19 protein-coding genes are annotated in these 18,121 nt (G+C 59.8%); 6 read left to right on the top strand and 13 right to left on the bottom strand.

From position 1 onward, the window contains the following. Positions 1–2: 2 nt before the first annotated feature. Complete coding sequence (locus NMG70_RS04320) at positions 3–695, top strand: DUF899 domain-containing protein (RefSeq protein WP_254023384.1); 693 nt, start codon at positions 3–5, stop codon at positions 693–695. A gap of 74 nt (positions 696–769) precedes the next feature. On the opposite strand, the gene NMG70_RS33195 is transcribed toward NMG70_RS04320, so the two are convergent. The 3 genes from NMG70_RS33195 to NMG70_RS04300 all read right to left on the bottom strand — a co-directional run bounded on the left by NMG70_RS33195 (position 770) and on the right by NMG70_RS04300 (position 3,070). Then, positions 770–1,510, bottom strand: coding sequence for an ABC transporter substrate-binding protein (locus tag NMG70_RS33195; RefSeq protein WP_436798349.1), 741 nt, complete (start codon positions 1,508–1,510; stop codon positions 770–772). A gap of 111 nt (positions 1,511–1,621) precedes the next feature. Next, the gene (locus NMG70_RS04305; RefSeq protein WP_254023383.1) at positions 1,622–1,975 is read right to left on the bottom strand and encodes a Rieske (2Fe-2S) protein; all 354 of its coding nucleotides are present in this window, start codon (positions 1,973–1,975) and stop codon (positions 1,622–1,624) included. A gap of 12 nt (positions 1,976–1,987) precedes the next feature. Continuing rightward, on the bottom strand, positions 1,988–3,070 hold the full coding sequence (locus NMG70_RS04300) for an amidohydrolase family protein (protein ID WP_254023382.1): 1,083 nt from the start codon (positions 3,068–3,070) through the stop codon (positions 1,988–1,990). Positions 3,071–3,202: 132 nt separating this feature from the next. On the opposite strand from NMG70_RS04300, the gene NMG70_RS04295 reads away from it, so the two are divergent. The 3 genes from NMG70_RS04295 (at position 3,203) to NMG70_RS04285 (ending at position 5,230) form a co-directional block, all read left to right on the top strand. Further along, positions 3,203–4,060: a LysR family transcriptional regulator gene (locus NMG70_RS04295; protein WP_254023381.1), complete on the top strand. Its 858-nt coding sequence runs from the start codon at positions 3,203–3,205 to the stop codon at positions 4,058–4,060. A gap of 89 nt (positions 4,061–4,149) precedes the next feature. After that, entirely contained in the window at positions 4,150–4,473 is a 324-nt protein-coding gene (locus NMG70_RS04290) for an FAD-binding oxidoreductase (RefSeq protein ID WP_254023380.1), read from the top strand. Beyond that, positions 4,448–5,230, top strand: coding sequence for a flavin reductase family protein (locus NMG70_RS04285; protein WP_254023379.1), 783 nt, complete (start codon positions 4,448–4,450; stop codon positions 5,228–5,230). The genes NMG70_RS04290 and NMG70_RS04285 overlap by 26 nt, the downstream gene beginning before the upstream one ends. 30 nt (positions 5,231–5,260) lie before the next feature. On the opposite strand, the gene NMG70_RS04280 is transcribed toward NMG70_RS04285, so the two are convergent. The 5 genes from NMG70_RS04280 to NMG70_RS04260 all read right to left on the bottom strand — a co-directional run bounded on the left by NMG70_RS04280 (position 5,261) and on the right by NMG70_RS04260 (position 10,293). Beyond that, positions 5,261–5,755 carry a DUF1440 domain-containing protein gene (locus NMG70_RS04280; RefSeq protein ID WP_254023378.1) on the bottom strand — a complete coding sequence of 165 codons (495 nt, stop codon included), beginning with the start codon at positions 5,753–5,755 and terminating at the stop codon, positions 5,261–5,263. A gap of 160 nt (positions 5,756–5,915) precedes the next feature. Continuing rightward, on the bottom strand, positions 5,916–6,536 hold the full coding sequence (locus tag NMG70_RS04275) for a DUF4142 domain-containing protein (RefSeq protein ID WP_254023377.1): 621 nt from the start codon (positions 6,534–6,536) through the stop codon (positions 5,916–5,918). 45 nt (positions 6,537–6,581) lie between these two features. Further along, a complete protein-coding gene (locus NMG70_RS04270; protein WP_254023376.1) occupies positions 6,582–7,991 on the bottom strand; it encodes a cytochrome B6 in 1,410 nt (469 codons plus the stop codon). 104 nt (positions 7,992–8,095) lie between these two features. Continuing rightward, the gene (locus NMG70_RS04265) at positions 8,096–8,599 is read right to left on the bottom strand and encodes a DUF2243 domain-containing protein (RefSeq protein ID WP_254023408.1); all 504 of its coding nucleotides are present in this window, start codon (positions 8,597–8,599) and stop codon (positions 8,096–8,098) included. Positions 8,600–8,832: 233 nt separating this feature from the next. Next, positions 8,833–10,293: a glycoside hydrolase 5 family protein gene (locus NMG70_RS04260; RefSeq protein WP_254023375.1), complete on the bottom strand. Its 1,461-nt coding sequence runs from the start codon at positions 10,291–10,293 to the stop codon at positions 8,833–8,835. 712 nt (positions 10,294–11,005) lie between these two features. On the opposite strand from NMG70_RS04260, the gene NMG70_RS04255 reads away from it, so the two are divergent. Beyond that, positions 11,006–12,154, top strand: a complete 1,149-nt coding sequence (locus NMG70_RS04255; protein ID WP_254023374.1) for a glycoside hydrolase family 1 protein — start codon at positions 11,006–11,008, stop codon at positions 12,152–12,154. Between the two features lie 80 nt (positions 12,155–12,234). Here the strand turns inward: NMG70_RS04255 and glf are convergent, their stop codons facing one another. Together glf and NMG70_RS04245 are read right to left on the bottom strand one after the other, a co-directional pair. Then, on the bottom strand, positions 12,235–13,404 hold the full coding sequence (gene glf / locus NMG70_RS04250) for a UDP-galactopyranose mutase (protein ID WP_254023373.1): 1,170 nt from the start codon (positions 13,402–13,404) through the stop codon (positions 12,235–12,237). A 2-nt stretch (positions 13,405–13,406) separates the two neighbouring features. Beyond that, a complete protein-coding gene (locus tag NMG70_RS04245) occupies positions 13,407–14,579 on the bottom strand; it encodes a glycosyltransferase (RefSeq protein WP_254023372.1) in 1,173 nt (390 codons plus the stop codon). 409 nt (positions 14,580–14,988) lie between these two features. On the opposite strand from NMG70_RS04245, the gene NMG70_RS04240 reads away from it, so the two are divergent. After that, the gene (locus NMG70_RS04240) at positions 14,989–15,912 is read left to right on the top strand and encodes a glycoside hydrolase family protein (RefSeq protein ID WP_254023371.1); all 924 of its coding nucleotides are present in this window, start codon (positions 14,989–14,991) and stop codon (positions 15,910–15,912) included. 361 nt (positions 15,913–16,273) lie between these two features. On the opposite strand, the gene NMG70_RS04235 is transcribed toward NMG70_RS04240, so the two are convergent. From NMG70_RS04235 to NMG70_RS32615, 3 genes are all read right to left on the bottom strand, one after another. Then, the gene (locus tag NMG70_RS04235; RefSeq protein ID WP_254023370.1) at positions 16,274–16,513 is read right to left on the bottom strand and encodes a hypothetical protein; all 240 of its coding nucleotides are present in this window, start codon (positions 16,511–16,513) and stop codon (positions 16,274–16,276) included. 81 nt (positions 16,514–16,594) lie between these two features. After that, positions 16,595–17,677 carry a histidine kinase dimerization/phosphoacceptor domain -containing protein gene (locus tag NMG70_RS04230; protein ID WP_254023369.1) on the bottom strand — a complete coding sequence of 361 codons (1,083 nt, stop codon included), beginning with the start codon at positions 17,675–17,677 and terminating at the stop codon, positions 16,595–16,597. 230 nt (positions 17,678–17,907) lie between these two features. Further along, positions 17,908–18,033 carry a hypothetical protein gene (locus NMG70_RS32615; RefSeq protein WP_301555123.1) on the bottom strand — a complete coding sequence of 42 codons (126 nt, stop codon included), beginning with the start codon at positions 18,031–18,033 and terminating at the stop codon, positions 17,908–17,910. Between the last annotated feature and the right edge of the window lie 88 nt (positions 18,034–18,121).

Here is an 18,121-nt window from a genome sequence, read left to right as displayed (position 1 = left end):
CAATGCAACACGCTGTTGTTTCACGCGATGACTGGCTGGCTGCCCGCCGGGGCCTGCTGCGAGCGGAGAAGGAACTCACGCATCTTTGCGACAAGGTCGCACGCGAGCGGCTCGCCCTGCCCTGGGTGCGTATCGAGAAGGACTATTTGTTCGACACGCCGGATGGTCCGCGTGCGCTCGCCGATCTCTTCGACGGCCGCTCACAACTTCTCGTGCAACATTTCATGTTCGCGCCGGGGTGGGAGGAAGGCTGCCCGAGTTGCTCGTTCATGGCTGATCACACCGACGGCATGAACAAGCATCTGGCGCATCACGATGTTACCATGATCGCCGTCTCGCGAGCGCCGCTTGCCGAGATCGAGCGCTATCGCAGGCGTATGGGCTGGCAGTTCCGATGGGTGTCCTCGAACGGCAGTCCGTTTAACTACGATTTCCGGGTCAGTTTCACGCCCGAAGAGGTCGCCACCGGGCACATCGACTACAATTTTGGCGAATGGCGGGAAACCGGCGAGGAATGGCCTGGCCTGAGCGCCTTCTACAAGGATGAGGCTGGCGACGTCTTTCACACCTACTCCACCTTTGGCCGCGGTGTAGAGGTGATGATGGGCACCTACGCCATGCTCGACCTCATGCCAAAGGGGCGCAACGAAGCTGAGGGAATGGACTGGGTGCGCCGCCACGACCGCTACGCGTAGACCCGCGGGGGAGCGGTGGAATGATGCCGGATGGTAAACGAGTAGTATCCGTCGCACCTACGAGCCGTTGCTCCCTATTCGTAAGAGTGTTGGGATTTCAATTCGCCGCGCCGACCCGCTTGCGCTCCCGGGCTTCCAGCAGCTTCGTCAGCCAGTCTGGATCCATCTCCGGCACGGAGGAGAGAAGCAGTTCGGTATACGGAGCATGCTGCGGCGTCAGGATTTCGGTCTTGAGCCCCTGCTCGACGACTTTGCCTTGATGCATGACGACAATTTCGTCGGCGATCGCCCGCACCGTCGCGATGTCGTGCGTGATGAAAATGTAGCTGACTCCGAATTCTTGTTGCAGCCGCATAAGGAGCTTCAGGATCTCTTCCTGTACGATCTGGTCGAGCGCCCACGTCGTCCGCTGTTACGGTCTTGCCGTTGTGGAAGGTCGCACCTTTGCGCAGCTTGAAGACCCATGTCGTCGCCTCGTCCGAGGTCTCGAAGCTCTCGGCAAGGTCCGGTTGGATGCTGCCTTTCGCGTCGACCTCGGTCAGGCTGTTGGACATGGCGCCCGAAAAGGCGGTTTGCGTGAAAGTATCGGGATAGCCGGCCGGATCGATCGAATCCGTCGTCGCGCCATGCGCCATGCCGAGCTTGGCGAAGCCGCCCCGCTGCGGTTCGGCCCGCGCCACGCTCACGAAGAGCGTGTCGGCGGCGGCGACCGTTAGGCCGGCCTTCAGCCCGAGCTGGATGAAATCACGGCGCGAAACCTTGCCGCGGCCGATCAGATTTTGCGCCAGGCGCAGTTTATACTCAGATTCTGACACTGGTTCCTCCCATTGCGGATTTCCCGCATTCTTGTTGTTGGCACTATCGAGCAGATCTGGCGGATTCAGCCGATTTGCCCCGTTTCGATTTCCGCGTTTTCGACACTAATCTTACGCCGTTACATAGATTTCACCAGCTTCCACCGTGACTGGGAATGTACGGGCTCGTACGCCCGGATCGACCAGGGCCGCACCAGTTTTTATGTCGAATTCCCAGCCGTGCCAGGCGCAGCGCACGATCTCGTTCTCGCGGTGGTAGATGAATTGCGCTTGGTCGACCGGCGCCGTGGTGCCGCATTGCGGTCCCTCGCAAAGCGGAGCGCCGCGGTGCGGACAAACGTTCAGCAAGGCATGGAATGAATCTCCGATGCGGAAAACCCCGACTGAAAGGCTGCGGATTTTGGCGATGTAGGGAATTCCGGTCTCGATTTCGTCGACCCGGCAAATGTATGTCTTCTCAGCCATAGTTTGCTCCCGTCACGCGGCGTTCGCCGCTTGCGTGCGGGGAATGCGTTTATAGACCTCGAGCGCATTCAATCCCATGATCTTGCTTTTCCAGGCGGGCGGGATGTGCAGCGTGTTGGCATCGTCATAGTCCCAATGCGGGTAGTCGGAGGCAAACATCAGCGTGTTCTCGCCGTCCATTGCTTCGAGAGTGGACCAGAGATGCTGTATGTTCGCGGGCTGCTCCAGCGGCTGCGTGGAAAAGCGGATGTTGCGCCGGCAATATTCCGATGGCAGCATCTTCAGCCACGGCGTTTCCTTGCGCAGCGCTTTGTAGTCTGCGTCCAGGCGCCACAATACCGACGGAACCCAGGCCACGCCGCACTCGATGATCACGAAATACAGATCCGGCCACTTCTCGAATACCCCATGCGCGATCATGCTCGCCACATGCGACAAGGCCGACATGTGAAGAATGGCGTGCGTCTCCCAGAAGAAGGTCGTCGGAGCCGGCGCAACCGCGTTCCAGTTGATGCCGCCATGGCCGCCCAGATGGATCGCGAATGGGAGCCCGACTTCGGCGCAAGCCTCGAAAATGGGATGGTAGAACGGATCGCCGTAGGGTCTGACCGAGCCTTGGGAGGCCAGAACCTGTACCATACGCGGATGGTTGCCGAGGCGGCGGATCTCGGCTGTTGCGAGCTTGGGATCCTGCGGCGCGATGATGATGGAACCCATAAAGCGGCTGTCTTTGGGAAGCCATTCGGCGATTTGGTAGTCGTTATAGGCGCTGACCAGCGCACTGGCGTAGTAGGGGTTTGCCAGCGTGGAAGCTTCTATCGGCTCGTCGCCGGTGAGGATGGCGGCCCCGACATTGTATTTGTCGAGGTGCTTTTGCTTCATGATGAGATAATTGTCGGCTTCGGTTTCTGGCCTGACATCCTTGCGGGAAAAGTCCTGCGGGTGAAACCACGGACGGTGCCCGTGCGGGAAGGCGCCCTTCGGACCAGTTTTCTCGCCTTCCGTGAACATGTCTTTCCAGACGCCGGAAAGATAGGGCTCGAGCACCGTCGCGCTCGACCAGTAATTGTGACAATCGCAATCGACTATGAACACCCTATCCAACTCCCCGGCCTGGCAGGCCGGCTAACGTGGCCGGCTTCTTCAATCGCAGCTTCCGCTTCGGGCATTATTTGATCAAGCTTGTGATTTCGGGTATACGATCGGATTTTTCGATCGCGAGGCGGCATGCAGCTGGATCACATCGAGACCTTTCTCGACATCATGGAGTCGCGAAATTTCAACCGTACGGCGGATCGTCTGGGCGTAACGCAGTCAACAGTCAGCACCCGCATCAGGAATCTGGAGCAGGCAATCGGCTCGGAGCTCTTCCTGCGAGGGCGCGCCGGCGCCGAACCGACCGCGGCGGGGCGACGTTTCGAAGCCTATGCGCGCGCCATGGTGTCGACATGGTCACAGGCCCGCCATGACGTGCGGGCATTTAACCGGTTCGAAGGCACCTTGCGCGTCGCTGCGCAGGTCGGGATGACGCGATCGATATTGCCGGGTTGGGTGGAAACTCTGTTCCAGGTGCTGCCAAAATCGTCAATTCACGTGGAATCCGACTATTCACCGCAGATGATTTCCGATTTGAGCTTGGGAAACCTCGATATTGCTGTGGTCTACGCGCCCCGATACCTGCCTGAAATCTCCTACGATCCTCTCATGGTCGAAGAATATGTGATGGTGTCTACTGCAGCCAGGGTCCTGTCAGAGGTCAATCCGGATACATATATCCGGCCAGGGTACACGGTCGTGCTCGAAAAGGCCCACGCCGAGGCACTGCCGCAATTGGCAATAGGCCGGCTGTCGATGGGCTCGGAAACGCTCGCCGAAGCGATGCTGCGGCGGACCGGAGGCACCTGCTATATGCGCAGTGACGACGCGCGGCGCTATACGGCCGAGCGGCCGTCTTTCGTCGTCGAGGGTGCGCCCGCGCTTCAGCAGCCCGTTCACACCGCAATTTTGGCGCACCGCAAGCACGAGCCGATCATCCGCAGAGGGATCCGCGCGCTCCATCTGGCCGTCATGTCCATGGAAAATTAGATCGGGATACCCGATTGTTAAGTCGACATCTGCCGCTTTTTTGAAAGTGTCCCGGCTGCCATTCTGGCCGGGTCAAGCAGAGTCTAGTCATGAACGCACATGCGTCCTTTTCGACCACCTACTTCGCTCCGGCGATGCGTCAACGGCAATGGGCGGAAGGCTCAAGGCAGGTCGTGCGCTGCCGGCGCGTCATCGATGAGACGCACGACGTCAAGACGTTCGTCCTTTCAGCCGCTTCCGGCCACATGTTCAGCTTCAGTGCAGGCCAGTATTTGGTCGTGCACCTGACGATCGACGGCACCCGGGTAACGAGATCGTACTCGGTGTCGTCGCCGCCGACTCGACCGCTCGACCTGCACATCACGGTGAAGCGGATGAAGGGCGGGCTTGTTTCCAACTGGCTTCACGACTAATCTCCGGCCGGGCCACGACATTGAAATCGAAGGGCCGATCGGACACTTCAACTTCGACGATCTACCATGCGAGAAGCCGCTTTTCCTTTCGGGCGGCAGCGGCATCACTCCCGTTATGTCGATGCTGCGGGCGCTAACCGACCGGGCATCTGGCCATGACATCCGTTTCATTCACTGCGCCCGGACGGCGGGCGACATCGCCTTCCGCTCCGAGTTGGAGGCGCTTGCCGCGCGATTCTCCAATGTCGATGTAAGCTTCATCTGCAGCCAGGAAGGTTCGGCTTGGCAGGGCCCTATGGGTCGGATCGACGGCCCAATGCTCCTGCGGCTGGCTCCGGACCTTCACCAGCGCACGTCTTACGTTTGCGGCCCCGAACCGTTTATGCAGACGGTTCGGGCCTGTTTCGCGGAGAGTGGCATCGCGGCCTCGCAATATCACGAGGAAAGTTTCGGCGGTGCGAGCAATTCCATGCCTCTGCAATCGGCTGTCGCTGGCCCAACTTGCGTCCGTTTCACCCGGTCTGGCGTGGAGCATCTGTGTGCGCCTGGAGAGACCCTGCTCGATGCGGCGCGCAATAGCGGCCTCTACATTCCTACCGCATGCCAGCAGGGCTTTTGCGGAACTTGCCGGACGATCAAGCTGTCGGGTGAAGTCGCGATGGACGACCTTGGAGGACTGAGCCTCGAAGAGAAGGCGGCTGGTCTTGTGTTGGCCTGCTGCAGCCGGCCGCAAGGCACCGTCTGCCTCGATCTCTGAGCGCATTGCGGACTGATGGCATTGGAGCCGTCAGCCTGGCTTCTCACGAATTTCCGATATCGCCGCCCTTGGGCGGGTGGGCCGACCAAACACTTCGGTGCTTGCGGCTTCGAGTTCGCTCAGAGATCTGGAGAGGGTAGCGCCCCAGACGACATGGACAGCCAGCATCAGAAGATCTCGGTAGGCGGGGTGCCGCCAGGCTGGCGCGAGGATATTGGCGGCGGGAATCCATCCGAGATAGCTGAGCGCCCACACGCCGAGTCCATAAAGGATGCCGTTGCCACGGCGCATGGGCAAAAGCGCAAAAATCGAGCCGGTCACGGCTCCAAAGCCGAAATGGGCAAGCAGCGTGCTCGTTCGCGCGTCCTGCTCGTCACCGGCGGCTGCGACGCGTTCGACGATCTCGCGCGGCGGCAAAGGATAACGGTCCCGGTTGTCGAGCAACGGGTGAAGGTGCCTCATGGCGATGGTCATCGCCATCGTGGCGGCAAGTCCCGCCAGTGCTCCTGATACGATCCGCTGCAACACCTCCTCCCGCGATGATACTGCCAAACGGCAGTTTGGCGCGATTGTTCCCGACTACCGCTACGCGCGGGATCGTGGGCGGCCCACTCGCCGCTAGAAAAACGCGACGAGACTGGCCGAGGAACAATGCAGGAAACAGCTTGATGTTGCCGCCGGCGGGCTACTGCTTGGGCGGCGCCGTGGTGGCGCCGGCGATCACTTGGCTTGCCAGTTCCGCCTTGATGTCGCGCGCCAGTTGCAGATGCTCGAGCACCGTCGGCAAAGTCTCGGAGGCGAAATGCTGAAGGTCGGCGTCCTGTCCCGAACCGATCTCCCATTCAAGCAGTTGCACCGCCTTCTGGTGATCGGTGATCTGCCCGCTGATATAGGCAATATCAAACTTCGCCCCGTCGAGCTTTTCAAGCTCGGCCCGCTGCCGCTCGTGCTCCTCGTCGAGCCCTTCCGGCAGCGGGATCTTATTGGTCTCAGCGAGAGATTTCAGTCTCGCGTTCGCCGCCGAGTGGCCGTCGACCATGCGGCCGGCAAATGCGGTGACAGCGGAGTTGCCGGACTTTTTCGCGAGCTTGCCGAATTCGACCTCGGCTGCGCCGCCGGCGGCGGCGAGCTGCGCGAACAGCCGGTCCTGGTAGTTGGTCTGATGAGGCGCCGGCTGTCCCGGCGCCTCCATCCTGGTATCCGGGGCCATGCCGGCCGGGTTTCCGATCTGGGCCAAAAGGGGCGATACCGAGAGAGGCGATGCGGAAAACACCACCAACCCCAAAGCAGTTGCAAAAACACGCATGAGAACCTCCATCAAAGATGTGCTGAGGTCGGTCGGCTGCCGCGGTCAAAGCGCGAGCATATAGGCAACGAGGTCATTCTTTTCGTCTTGGGTGAGCTTGGTGCCGAGCACCAGGTTGAAAAACTCCACCGTATCGGCGAGCGTCATCAGACGGCCGTCATGCAGGTAGGGCGGCGTGTCCTTTATGCCGCGCAGCGTAAACGTCTTGATCGGCCCGTCCGGCAATTCCACCATGTCGTTGAAGGTCTGCCCCGGCTTATAGAAGCGCTCCAGCTTCAGATCGTGCATGTTGTTGTCCATGAACGACGCTTGCGGGACATGGCATTGCGCGCAGCGGCCCTTGCCCATGAACACGCGCTCGCCTGCCAGTTCCTGCTCGCTGGCCAAGGCGGGATCGAGCTGTCCGAACGGGTCGAGCTTCGGCGCCGGCGGAAAATCGATGATGTTCTGCATCTGCGCCATCATCGCCACCTGGTTTGTGCGATCGGGCAGGTTGACGCCCTTCCTGGTAGCGCTGACATGATCGCCGTTGAAGTATGCGGTGCGCTGCTCGAATTCGGTAAAATCCTCGACCGAGCGCAGCGACCGTTTCGACCCATGGATCTGCTGGTTGAACAGACCGCGCAGGCTGGTCGTGTCGAGACGGAAGCGCGCGGCCTGCGGCCTGACATCGGGCGTCAGATGAAAGGCAGCGTTGGTGTTGAAGTTGGCATGGCAATCGAGGCAGGTTACCCCCAGGCTCTGCGCCGCCACCTTGCGGTCCTCGGTCTGATTGAATTCCTCCTGCGGGAATGGCGTCAGGAGAAGCCGTAGCCCTTCCATCTGAACCGGCGTGATGATGCCGTTCATGATTTCATAGTAGTTGCGGATCGTCAGCAACTCGCCGCGGGAAACGTCGCCCAGTTCCGGATGGGTAGTCAAGAATATCGGTGACGGGAACTCTGGCGTAAGGTGATTGGGAAGATCGAAGTCGACGTCGAAACGTCTCAGATCGCGCCCCTCCTGCCGGCCGATCTCACGAACTTCTTCTTCCGGAAAAACCTGTCCTCCGGTCGCCTGTTTGACATGGGGCAGCGGCAGAAGGCCATTGGGCAGCAGGTTGCGGTCACGTATCTCGCCAGGGCTCATCTCCGCCAGGCCCTGCCAGGTCTGGTCCTTCGCCAGCTTGACCCGGACGCCGTCCTGGACAGGTTTTGTCCCGCCCGACATCATTGTGCGTGGCATGGGGCGATCCGACAGGTCGTATCGCTCCTCCAGCAAAGCCCTCTGGCGCGCCATGACGCGCGGCTTCTGCGCTTCGTCGTCGGCCCTGACGGCAGAGAACGGACGGGCGGGCAGTGGTCGGTAGGTTATATCGGGCGGCAGTGGATCCGACAGTGCGCTGAGGCTGGCGGCAACAACGACAAGAGCGCATGGAATGCCTGCATTCAACACTCTGCGCTTTTTTCCCTCCATGGCTGGAATGCTCCGAACCGCGCTGCGCGTGATTTGTTCCCGCCGCGAGCGGCGCAACTGGGATCGACCGGTTCGGTGTATGCTGACAGTGCCGGACGCCCAAACTAGCGAGGCTCGCCTGGCGACTGCCGTTGGCCCCGCCTTGCGAGCGCCAAGCCGCCAATCAGCATCAGTGCACCCCAAATCAGGAACCCGATGTCCCAATAGATCCACTGGTCCTGCGGGACGGTTTCGTTGACATGGTGGATGCCGAGAAGCTGGTGATTGATCAGCCCTTCGACCAGGTTGAAAATCCCGAAGCCCATGAGCATCGTCCCAAGCAACATCTTTCCCGACCACCAGAGATGAGATTTGTGAGCGGTGCGCCAGAGCACGACCAAACCAAGCACGACGAAGATATATGTGCCGGCGTGGAACAGGCCATCGAGAAGCGTGTTGAACCGAAGGTTCTCAACACTGTCGGCGGGATAGCCGGCGCTGGTCCCCATATGATGCCACTGGAGCAACTGATGCAGCACGATTCCATCGAAGAATCCGCCCAAGCCAAGCCCCAGAAGAATACCTGCGGACGTCGGAAAACGGCGATGCTGCGAAGCCGTGGTCGCCATCCCTCTTCTCCTTTGCCACCCCCTAACTTCGGGCCAGGCCATGTGTTCCCTGCCCTACCTGCGTGTCGGATACGCGTCGCTAAGGCAGCAGGCGCAACAATCAAGCGCGAGCTCACCGCCTAAAGGACTCCGGCGTCTCGCAACATGCCGCCTCGCGACAGGCTGCATCGCCGGCACGAGACTCCAGGCCTTGGTAGATCACTGAAATCGGCATCGGCGCGACGTTGCCTCCTCTAGATCCGGCGGACGGCAAGCGCGACATCTGCGGAGAACGGCGGCACATCAAGCTTCAGCCAACCGTCCGAATTCGCTTGCCATTCCGCCGTTTGCTTGCCGGCCGCGGTGTCCCAGGCGATGACGCGATAGGTGCCGCGAGCCAACCCGGGCAGTTTCAAGACGGCAGGAATGGGCGCAGTGCCAGCACGCAGCATACCGTTTCGTCCGATCGTGTCGCTGCGAACCAGCCAGACCACTGCCTGGGAATCGTCGCCGCAGGCGACCGGCGCGATGTCGGGACCGGAAACCCGCATCTTGTCGCCGAGATGGACACGCCGGAACGAAACCCAATCTATCAGAGGCAGGAAGTCGGCCAGCGAACGCTGCGCCCGCCGCATTCCGGGGGTGAGCACGTGCGGGGTGCGGTTCGGCCACCGCATGCCGCCACCGGCACCCCCCGCCGCCAGGTGAGCCCATTGCAAATGGCGGAAGTATTCATCGTCGAAAGGTTCGGGGAGTGTGATCTTCTTGTCCTTGAACGAGTGGATCGGGCCGTGCTCGGAATCGAGAAAAGGGCGGCCGTCAAGAATTTCACCAAGCGCCTCTCCGACGATTCGCGCCATGCCGAGCGCCGGCGCCACCGTGTCACTGGGGTCGTCAATTGTGCCCTCCTCATAGAGATGGAGGGAGGCGAAATCGAGGTCGGGGTGGCGGAAGATCGGCGCGGGCAGCGGCATGTGGGGCCGCCAGCGAAGCTCAGGTCCAAACAGCGAAACCGTCTGCGGGTGCGAGCGGCCGTAAAGTGACGTTTCCAGGCGACGCACAAAATCGCTGAGATCATGGATGAAGGCGCCGAAGCCATCCGCGCTGCCCTGAGCCTGCTCGGGATGGATTTCGTTCCAGAGGTCCCATGCGAAGAGGGCTCCGCTGCCGCTCCATCTGCGAACCGCGAACTCCAGCCTTGCCTTGATCGCGCGGCGGGTATCGGCGCAGACCAGAAATCGCGACGGGTGGTCCAGCACGCCTCCGTTGTGGCGGTTGTAGGGGTGGTGGCGCCAGTGGAGCCACTGCCAGAACGTATCAAAGGGGGTGAGCAGGATTCTTAAGCCTTGTTTTTCGCAAAGACGGAAGAGGTCGTCCCACAGTTGCACCATCGCCGGCACGAAGCGGCCCTGCGGCTTCTCGAAGTAGCGGTGGCGAACCTGGGCATATTCCAGCATCAGCCTGAGGCAGGTGACGCCGCTTTCCTTCAGCCAACGGAGATGATCTTCCACGCCGGCCATATCGGCGCGCCGGAACAGGCCATTGAGTTCGGGCCAGCTTACCGCATCATTCTGCCCGATCGGCGTCCATGCCTCGCCGTCCTCGGTGACGAAATAGGAACCGGCTACCTTGATCCAAGGCAGGCCCGCAGCCGATCTTGGCGCGGAGTCTTCCACTTCGCCGACCAGCGGTATCGCCAATCTGATATCGTTCAAGGCATGCTCGAATTTCGTCCGCGGAGCAGTATAACTGCCGCGGTGGGAAAATGTTTCGTCGGGCTTGGCAGTCCAATGGATCCTTTCGTCCCATTCGGCGGTACCAACGATGCCCTGTCTCGGCGCTGCGGCGCCCTGCCCTCAAGTGCGGCGCTGGTGATGTTGGCTGATCACCAGGGAAGTTGCAGGCCGCAGAACGCACGCCCGGTTCAGATAGTTGTGTGAGAACCCTCGCTGCGGACATGACGAGGGATGCGGAAATTGTCGTGCGTCGCTTCGTCGACAAGAGCAGAAATGCCAAGTTGGCGGGTCGCCCGCCCGACCAGAAAATTTCAGCCGAAAGGAACCTCACGGTCGCAGGCAAGTTCGGTAAGCAATGTGGGGGATTGCGCGTGTCGTTTCATCTCATCGGCTTTATAGTTGTGGTGCGTGCGATCTTCTCCTTCCTCGGATCCAAACATCCAGCTCGACGAGGATTGACGAGGCTCGGCTTGAGAGCGCCAGTCTGTCATCCTGAGGTCGATGTCTTCTCACCGACAACACCTGGATTCGGCTCCACTCACACTCGCATAGTCAACATTCGACGCTTGCACCGCATTTGTCGCTCAGGGGACGACGTGAGGCCGTCGAAACTGGTAATGGCCGATCGCCTGCCAATGGACTATTGCCTAGCGGGAGCGCTGGCGCGAGCCTTGGCCGACGGGTCGCACATATGAACAACGATCCGGCGCGTCCGCCAGGCGAATACCGGTCCGCGTTTGCCAGCTTCTTCATGGCTGGGTTCGAGTGTTCATCGCATCGGCGCGGCGACGGAGTGCGCCTCGATTTGATCCGCGCGACCGCACACGACACGCACGCCCTCGGCGACTATCGCAGTTGTGCTGCCCTTGGGCTTCGCACCATTCGCGACGGCTTGCGCTGGCACCTGATTGAAACAGCGCCAGGAGTTTTCGATTGGTCGGGTTGGATATCGATGATCGAAGCAGCTCAGGCCGCCGGTGTGCAGGTCATCTGGGATATCTTTCACTACGGCTCGCCGGATCATGTCGACCAGGGTGGCTCAGGCTTCACCGAGGCCTATGTGCGATTCGCCGCTGAGGCTGTCCGGGTTCACCGCTCCGTTGCAGGGACAGCTCCTCTGGTATGTCCCATCAACGAAATCTCGTTCTTCGCATGGGCGATAGAGGTCGGCTATTTCCCGCGCGTGGGGCCGAAGAAGCGGGGATGGTTCAAGCGGCAGCTTGTGAGGGCAGCGGTTGCCGGCGTCAAAGCGATGAGGGATGCCGAACCTGATTGCAGGTTCATCTGGGCTGAACCGCTAATCCATGTCGCTCCTCGAGACCGCACTCGCGCCGAGCAGCGGCGCGCGGAAAATGTTCGTCAGGGCCAGTTTGAAGCCTATGACATGCTGACGGGCCTTGCCGAGCCCGAACTGGGCGGCAGCGAGGACTGTGTCGACGTCATCGGCCTTAACTTTTATCCGCACAATCAATGGTACTTTCAGGGGCCAACGATACCGATGGGCCATCACGAATACCGGGCACTCTCGGAAATGTTGGTCGAGCTCGCTGAGCGCTACAGGAAGCCAATTTTTATCGCCGAGACGGGCGCTGAAGGATCAGGCCGGCCGGCATGGCTCCATTATGTTTGCGATGAGGTCCGTGACGCGATGAGCCTTGGTGCGCCGATTCAGGGCATATGCCTGTACCCGGTGACGGCGTATCCCGGCTGGGACAATTCGCGCCACGCGGAAGTCGGCTTGTTCTCGACGATTCATGCCGACGGTTCGCGCAGTCTTCGCCAGCCGGTTGCAGATGAATTGGAGCGCCAGCGCACATTGTTCGCGGCTGGTGTTTCGTAGCCGTCGAAAAAAGCGCGCGACCCTTCACGGCTTTGCGCGGCGGATCACGGCAAGGCACGCCTTGATGCCGCTATTAGAGTTCAATGGTCGCCGAGAGCCATGCCCGACGAATCGAGCATCGCTCGCTGCGTTGACATCTGCGCGATGCCGTTTGCCGGCAGGCTTTGTTGAATACGCGCGAACGTCGCCAAGGCCTGACCGACGACCTGATCCATGTTGTAATAGCGGTATGTGGCCAGGCGCCCGACGAACCAGACGTCGGGGCACGCCGCAGCCAGTGCTTCATAACGTTTGTACAGCGCCTCGTTTTCCGCCCGCGGCACCGGGTAATAGGGATCTCCGATATCGGTTGGATATTCGTAGGTCAGGCTGGTTTTCGGGCTCTGCTGGCCGGTCAGATGCTTGTACTCGGTGATGCGGGTATAGTTCTCCGTCTGCGGATAGTTGACTACCGCGACCGGTTGAAACTGCTCGCAATCGAGCGTCACGTGCTCGAACCGCAGTGACCGATAAGGCAGACGACCAAGGCTCCAATCGAAATATTCATCAATCGGCCCGGTGTAGATCATGCGCTGATAGGGGATCGTGTCGCGAATTTCGCGATAATCGGTTTGCAGCATGATTTTGATCTTTGGGTTGTCCAGCATGCGCTGGAACATGCGTGTATACCCGCCAGCCGGCATATTCTGGAAGATGTCGCCAAAGTAGCGGTCATCGCGGTTGGTTCGGGTAGGGACCCGCGCCGTCACGGACTTGCTCAACTGGGCCGGATCGACACCCCACTGCTTCCTTGTATAGCCGCGAAAGAACTTTTCGTAGAGTTCCCTGCCGACGGTGCTCACAACCACGTCTTCGGCGGTGCGAACTTCTTCGACCGTTTCTCGCCGGGAGACGAAGAACTCCTCCAACTGCTCGGATGTGAATTCAAAGCCGTACAGGCGGTTGATGGTATCAAGGTTGATCGGTATCGGCAGCAGTTTTCCGTCGACCGAAGCCAGTACGCGATGTTCGTAAGGCCTCCATTCGGTGAACTGCGAGAGATAGTCAATTATCGATTGGGCGTTGGTGTGGAATATATGCGGCCCATAGCGGTGGATCAGAATTCCCGCCTCATCATAGCAGTCATAAGCGTTGCCGCCGACGTGATTTCGCCGGTCGATGAGCAGAACGCTTTCATGCCGTTGCGATGCGATGCGTTCGGCAAGCACGCTACCGGCGAAGCCGGCACCGACAATGAGCCAATCGAACATGGTCAGGCTCTCCTGCGCAACGGCACAATGCTCTTCATCGCATAGGCGCGCTGGATATGGGCAGCCATTGCCTCCCACGTCCGTTCCCACGACATGTTGGCGAGGTAGGCGTCGACTTTCTTCAGCAGGAAGTCGCGCGGACGCGACAGAACAGACCGAAGCTTGGGTTCGAGATCGTCGGCGTCGACGATATCGATCAGGCCTTCCGCGCCGTAGGTGCGCACGACATCCACGATCGCCGTGGACACCACCGGCAGTCCGGCCGCCAGGAACTCAGGAGTTTTGGTAGGGCTGATATAGCGTGTCGCCTCATTGAGCGCGAAGGGCATCCAGCCGGCGCTCCAGTGCCTGAGATAGCGAGGCAGGTCGGCGTAGGACTTGGCACCGAGCCAATGCAAGTTAGTTGCGCGCGGCAGGCTTAGCTGGTCGATCTTGACCACCGGGCCGAGCATGACGAAATGCACGTCGGGCATTGCCGCAGCCGCCTGCGCGATCATCTCAATGTCGAGCCGTTCGTCGATCACGCCGAAGAAGCCAACTCTCGGGTGAGGTATGTCGGCCTGGTCTACAGGGTCATCGCCGGGGTCTCTTGCCTTGTGAAAATGCGCAACGTCGATGCTGCTTGGGAAGGGAAAGATCGAGTTATGGAGGCATCGTTTGGCCTCGTACAGGCTCTGTCCGCCCGTGAAGACGACATCGGCGCGCTGAAACAGCGCCTTTTCCATCTGCGTCAACTCTGCCGGCGCGTTCTTGAAGGCGGAGAGTTCATCCATGCAGTCGTAGACGCACACGTCGCAGCGGAGGTGATCGCTGAAACGCAGCGCCATCGGCGTGTAGTACCATATAGTCAGCCGGTCATGCGGGACTGAGGTGAGGATCTGGTCGACGAACCTACGCTGGATGGCGTCCGCCTTTGTTGCGGAAATGCCGACCGGAAGAACCGGGGTTACGGTTCGGATCATCGGCGACTCATCTTTCACCCGCATGAAGGGGTAGTGTCTTTCCTCGAAGACCGGTTCCTCAAAGTAAATTAGCTGTTGCTGTTTTGAAGCGAGCGTCAGAATGTGTTGTGGGCGTTGGTGTACGAAATTCCATCTTAAGTGAGAAAAGCAAAGTAGTATTGACAATTTTTCGGGAGTGTTAGGTGATATTTGCTTACCGCCCGCCATTTCCATATAGGTTATCCCTTGGTTATAGTTTGATAGCCTCTCGAATTAACATATGTTAATCGAGGTTCGTTCGACCTAAGACCCGAAGGCATACATCTAACTTTCATTTAAGTAAGTTGTTCCACAGGGTTGAACTGCGTGCGTGTCCGAGCAGTGGCGCCGCACTTGTGCGATTGATCCACCGATAAACGGCGCTGCCAGCCGAAGATGCCCAAACGCATCCTGTCCACGCGGGCGCGTCGGCCGCGCGTGATCTCAACAGATTTGGCGCATTGCCACAGAACGGTTGAGAACGTTTGATCGTTCAACAAGCGTTAATCGAGGGAGCTATAAGTTAACGGTCTGTGAATCGATTCGGCCGAGTGGCGCACGGGCCCGCGACCGCCGACTAAACACGCCGTGAGAGAGCCAATAAATGAAATTCAACTTCGAAACCAATGTCTTTCCGTTGTTTCACCCGCAGGCCGTGGATGATCTGAAGGATCCTTGTCCGGTGTTCGACGGCACGCTTTGGCACGTCTTCGGCTCGAGCGGCACCGTCACGACCGAGAGCTGGAAAATACTACATGCCACGGCTCCGGACCTTTATGGGCCGTGGACTGAGCATGAGGCGCTCGACTTAGCGGTAACCGGATCGGGCATAGCGGCGCCCGGCGTCATTCATGAATGCGGCGTCTTCCATATGTTTATCCAGACCGAATTCATGAAGTCGGGCGGACGTTGCGAACATGCGGTTTCCAATGATGGTTTCAACTGGGTGGTGCTGAATCCGGCGATATTGTCCCTGCCGGAAACCGATGAGGATGGTATCTATGATCCCCATCCGGCGATCATCGGCGGCAAGCGCTACATCGTCTATTCAGGCATGCCTAAATTCACCAGGGTGCCGCAGCCTGACGTCTATCTGGCGCGCAGCCAATCCGATTCCTGGTTTGGGCCGTGGAAACGTCTCGGCAAGATATTGGATCATCTCGATGTTCCCCATCACAATGCGCGCGAGCATCCGGACTACGAGTGGGGGATCGAGGGCGCCCAACTGGTCGAATTGCCCGACGGTCGCGTGCTTCTCAACGCCACCTGCTTCCTTCCTGACGGCCCGCGCGGAAGTCGTCAGCGCGTATTCTTCGCCATCGCCGACGCCGTCCAGGGGCCCTATGTCTCGGTCGGCCCCGTGCTCGATCCTGGTGAGCCTGGGGAGAACGGCCATTCGACGGTGATGATCGAGGGCGGGAAACTGACCTTGTTCTACCAGAGCAGACGTGAGGCAACGAACCATCGCTGGCGTTTCGGACTGGCAAGGTGCGATCTGGATCAGCAAGCCCTTTCGCGAGTCGCCTAACAGAACGACCGCTCTCTCACGCTTTGCCATCCATGGTCCGGAGGACGAGATGCCATGACCAACTTCAGGGGGATTGGGGGTTCTCGTCGGCCACCTCTTGCTCTCGCCGCTCAAGCTCCTTCTGAAGCTTCAAAGCTAGTGCGGCAAGCCTTGGCGACAGGGTTTGATCGCCCTCCAGTCCTAACCGCTTGCGTAGTCTCCGACGATTGTCCTCCGAACGGACCAACTCTCGGAACCCACGATCGCTCTCTCGGGTTGCCATGACGGTCACCTTTAGCTCTGAACGCAACTCGCCGATTACTAAAGGGTTCCATGAGGGGGCGAATTATTTCGCTAGACCTTCCGAGCGGTGATCGGATTACTAAGCGGGATTGAGCGGATACTGCTCGTGCTCATCGAAAGCCACGAACAGGCCCAGGGCAGCAGCGACTTCGAGGATAGCTTCGATTAGATCGTCATTGGATGCGACCAAACCAGGTGCAGCCTGCCGAACCTGGTTCAATGCCGCTTTGACCGAGACGGTGTCGCCATAGCCGGCCCGGTTGAGGACTGCGGCAATCGCCTGATCTAGAACTGGACCGACCCTATGGACGATGCTCATCCACCTTCCCCCCCGGGAACGCGAGAGGGTATAGTAGCGTGTCTGGGGCCCCGATGCAACCGACGCGCGAAATGGAAATTTTCAGCTTGCTGCCGCTGATCGTTTGAAAACGATGGTCACCTTCGTCCCTTTGCCGGCGCTGGAGTCAACGGCGAGCCGCGCCTTGGCATTCTCGGTCAGCGAGCGCGCGATCAGCGCTCCGAGCTTGCCTGGCTTGGGCCACGTCTCGCCTTCCGGCAGGCCAATTCCGTCGTCAGCCACTATGACCCGGCAGCCGTCGCCATCGACGATGCTGTGCAGCGTTATCGTGCCACCTTCGCGCCCCTGGAAAGCATGTTTTAGCGAATTGGTCAGCAATTCGTTCACGACCAGTCCCGCCGGCATGGCGACGTTTATCGACACCGGATATGTATCCACCCTCATATCGAGCCGGATCCCCTCGACTGCATGCGAGCTCATCACCGCGGACGCGATCTGACTGAGATAGACGCCAAGATCGACCTCCTCCTTCTGCTCGTCGGCCGTTAGCGTCTGGTAGAGGATCGCCAGAGCGTCGACGCGACCGGCGAGCCGCTCAAACCGTCTCCGGTCGGCCTCAGTCGCATTGCGGCTTTCCAGCCGGATAAGGGCTGTGATCATCTGCAGGTTGTTCTTCACGCAGTGCTGCAGTTCGCGCAGCAGCGTGTCTTTCTCGCTGACCCGCTCCTCCACCGAGCGCTGATCCCCCGCTTCGCCATGGGCCGATACGTCGACCAGCGCCACCAGCCGGAAGCAGATCTGGCCGTTGTCGTCCACGATTATGTTTGAATAAACGTCGACAAGAGCCGGATTGTCCCCGACGCGCTCCAGCCGGAAGGTCCCGACAAAATCGGTTTGCTCGACCAAGGCCTCGGGAAGAGGTCGGCCCTTCTGCTGGTGGATGCCTGTGCCCGAAAGGGCCGCCCAGTTTTCTCGGGTAAGCCTGGCGACCGTCAGGCCTGACAGTTTCTCGAATTCCGGATTGGCGTATACCACACGCTCCTCAGCGGTCAGGTCCGCAACCGCTATGGCGATCGGCACCTGGTCAAGAAATTTTTTGAACTCTTCGCTTTCCAGTGCGGTCGCAAGGTCAGGTGTGTCAAGCAACTGCTCGACCGCCTCGGCCTGCTCTGAATTGGATGTCATTTGCGCGCCTGTTCGGGCGTACAATAACAATAATGCAGTGCGCCCGCCATCACCAAAGCTGGAACTTGCATCGCGCGGTGTCAGGGCATCTGACCAAAAGATGTGCGTCGCGCGCCGGCCGCAGGGCTACGACACATTCCGATCGGCGCCCTCCGGCACAGAGGTGCACGCCATGGCCGAGCACGTAAGCCAATTTGAAGGGCAGTTCGAAGCTCGCTCCCGCAACCAGATCAGATCGGCCCGAGGACGAATATGGCCATCAGGCCAACAAAAAGCACGGCGGAGATTACGGCGCCCCACATGATGACTTTTCCGGTGCCGCGTTGCTCTTCCTCGCGAGGTATCTCTTTCGCCATTGAACGTATCCCTGTTTGAAAGGTCGATGGCTTAGCAACGTGTCTTGCCGAGGCTGGTTCCCGCGTCACGTGTTCTGTTTGTTTTTGG

It is taken from the genome of Mesorhizobium ventifaucium (assembly GCF_935822925.1).
Classification (GTDB): Bacteria; Pseudomonadota; Alphaproteobacteria; order Rhizobiales; family Rhizobiaceae; genus Mesorhizobium; species Mesorhizobium ventifaucium.
This window is presented reverse-complemented; position numbering and strand designations above follow the sequence as displayed.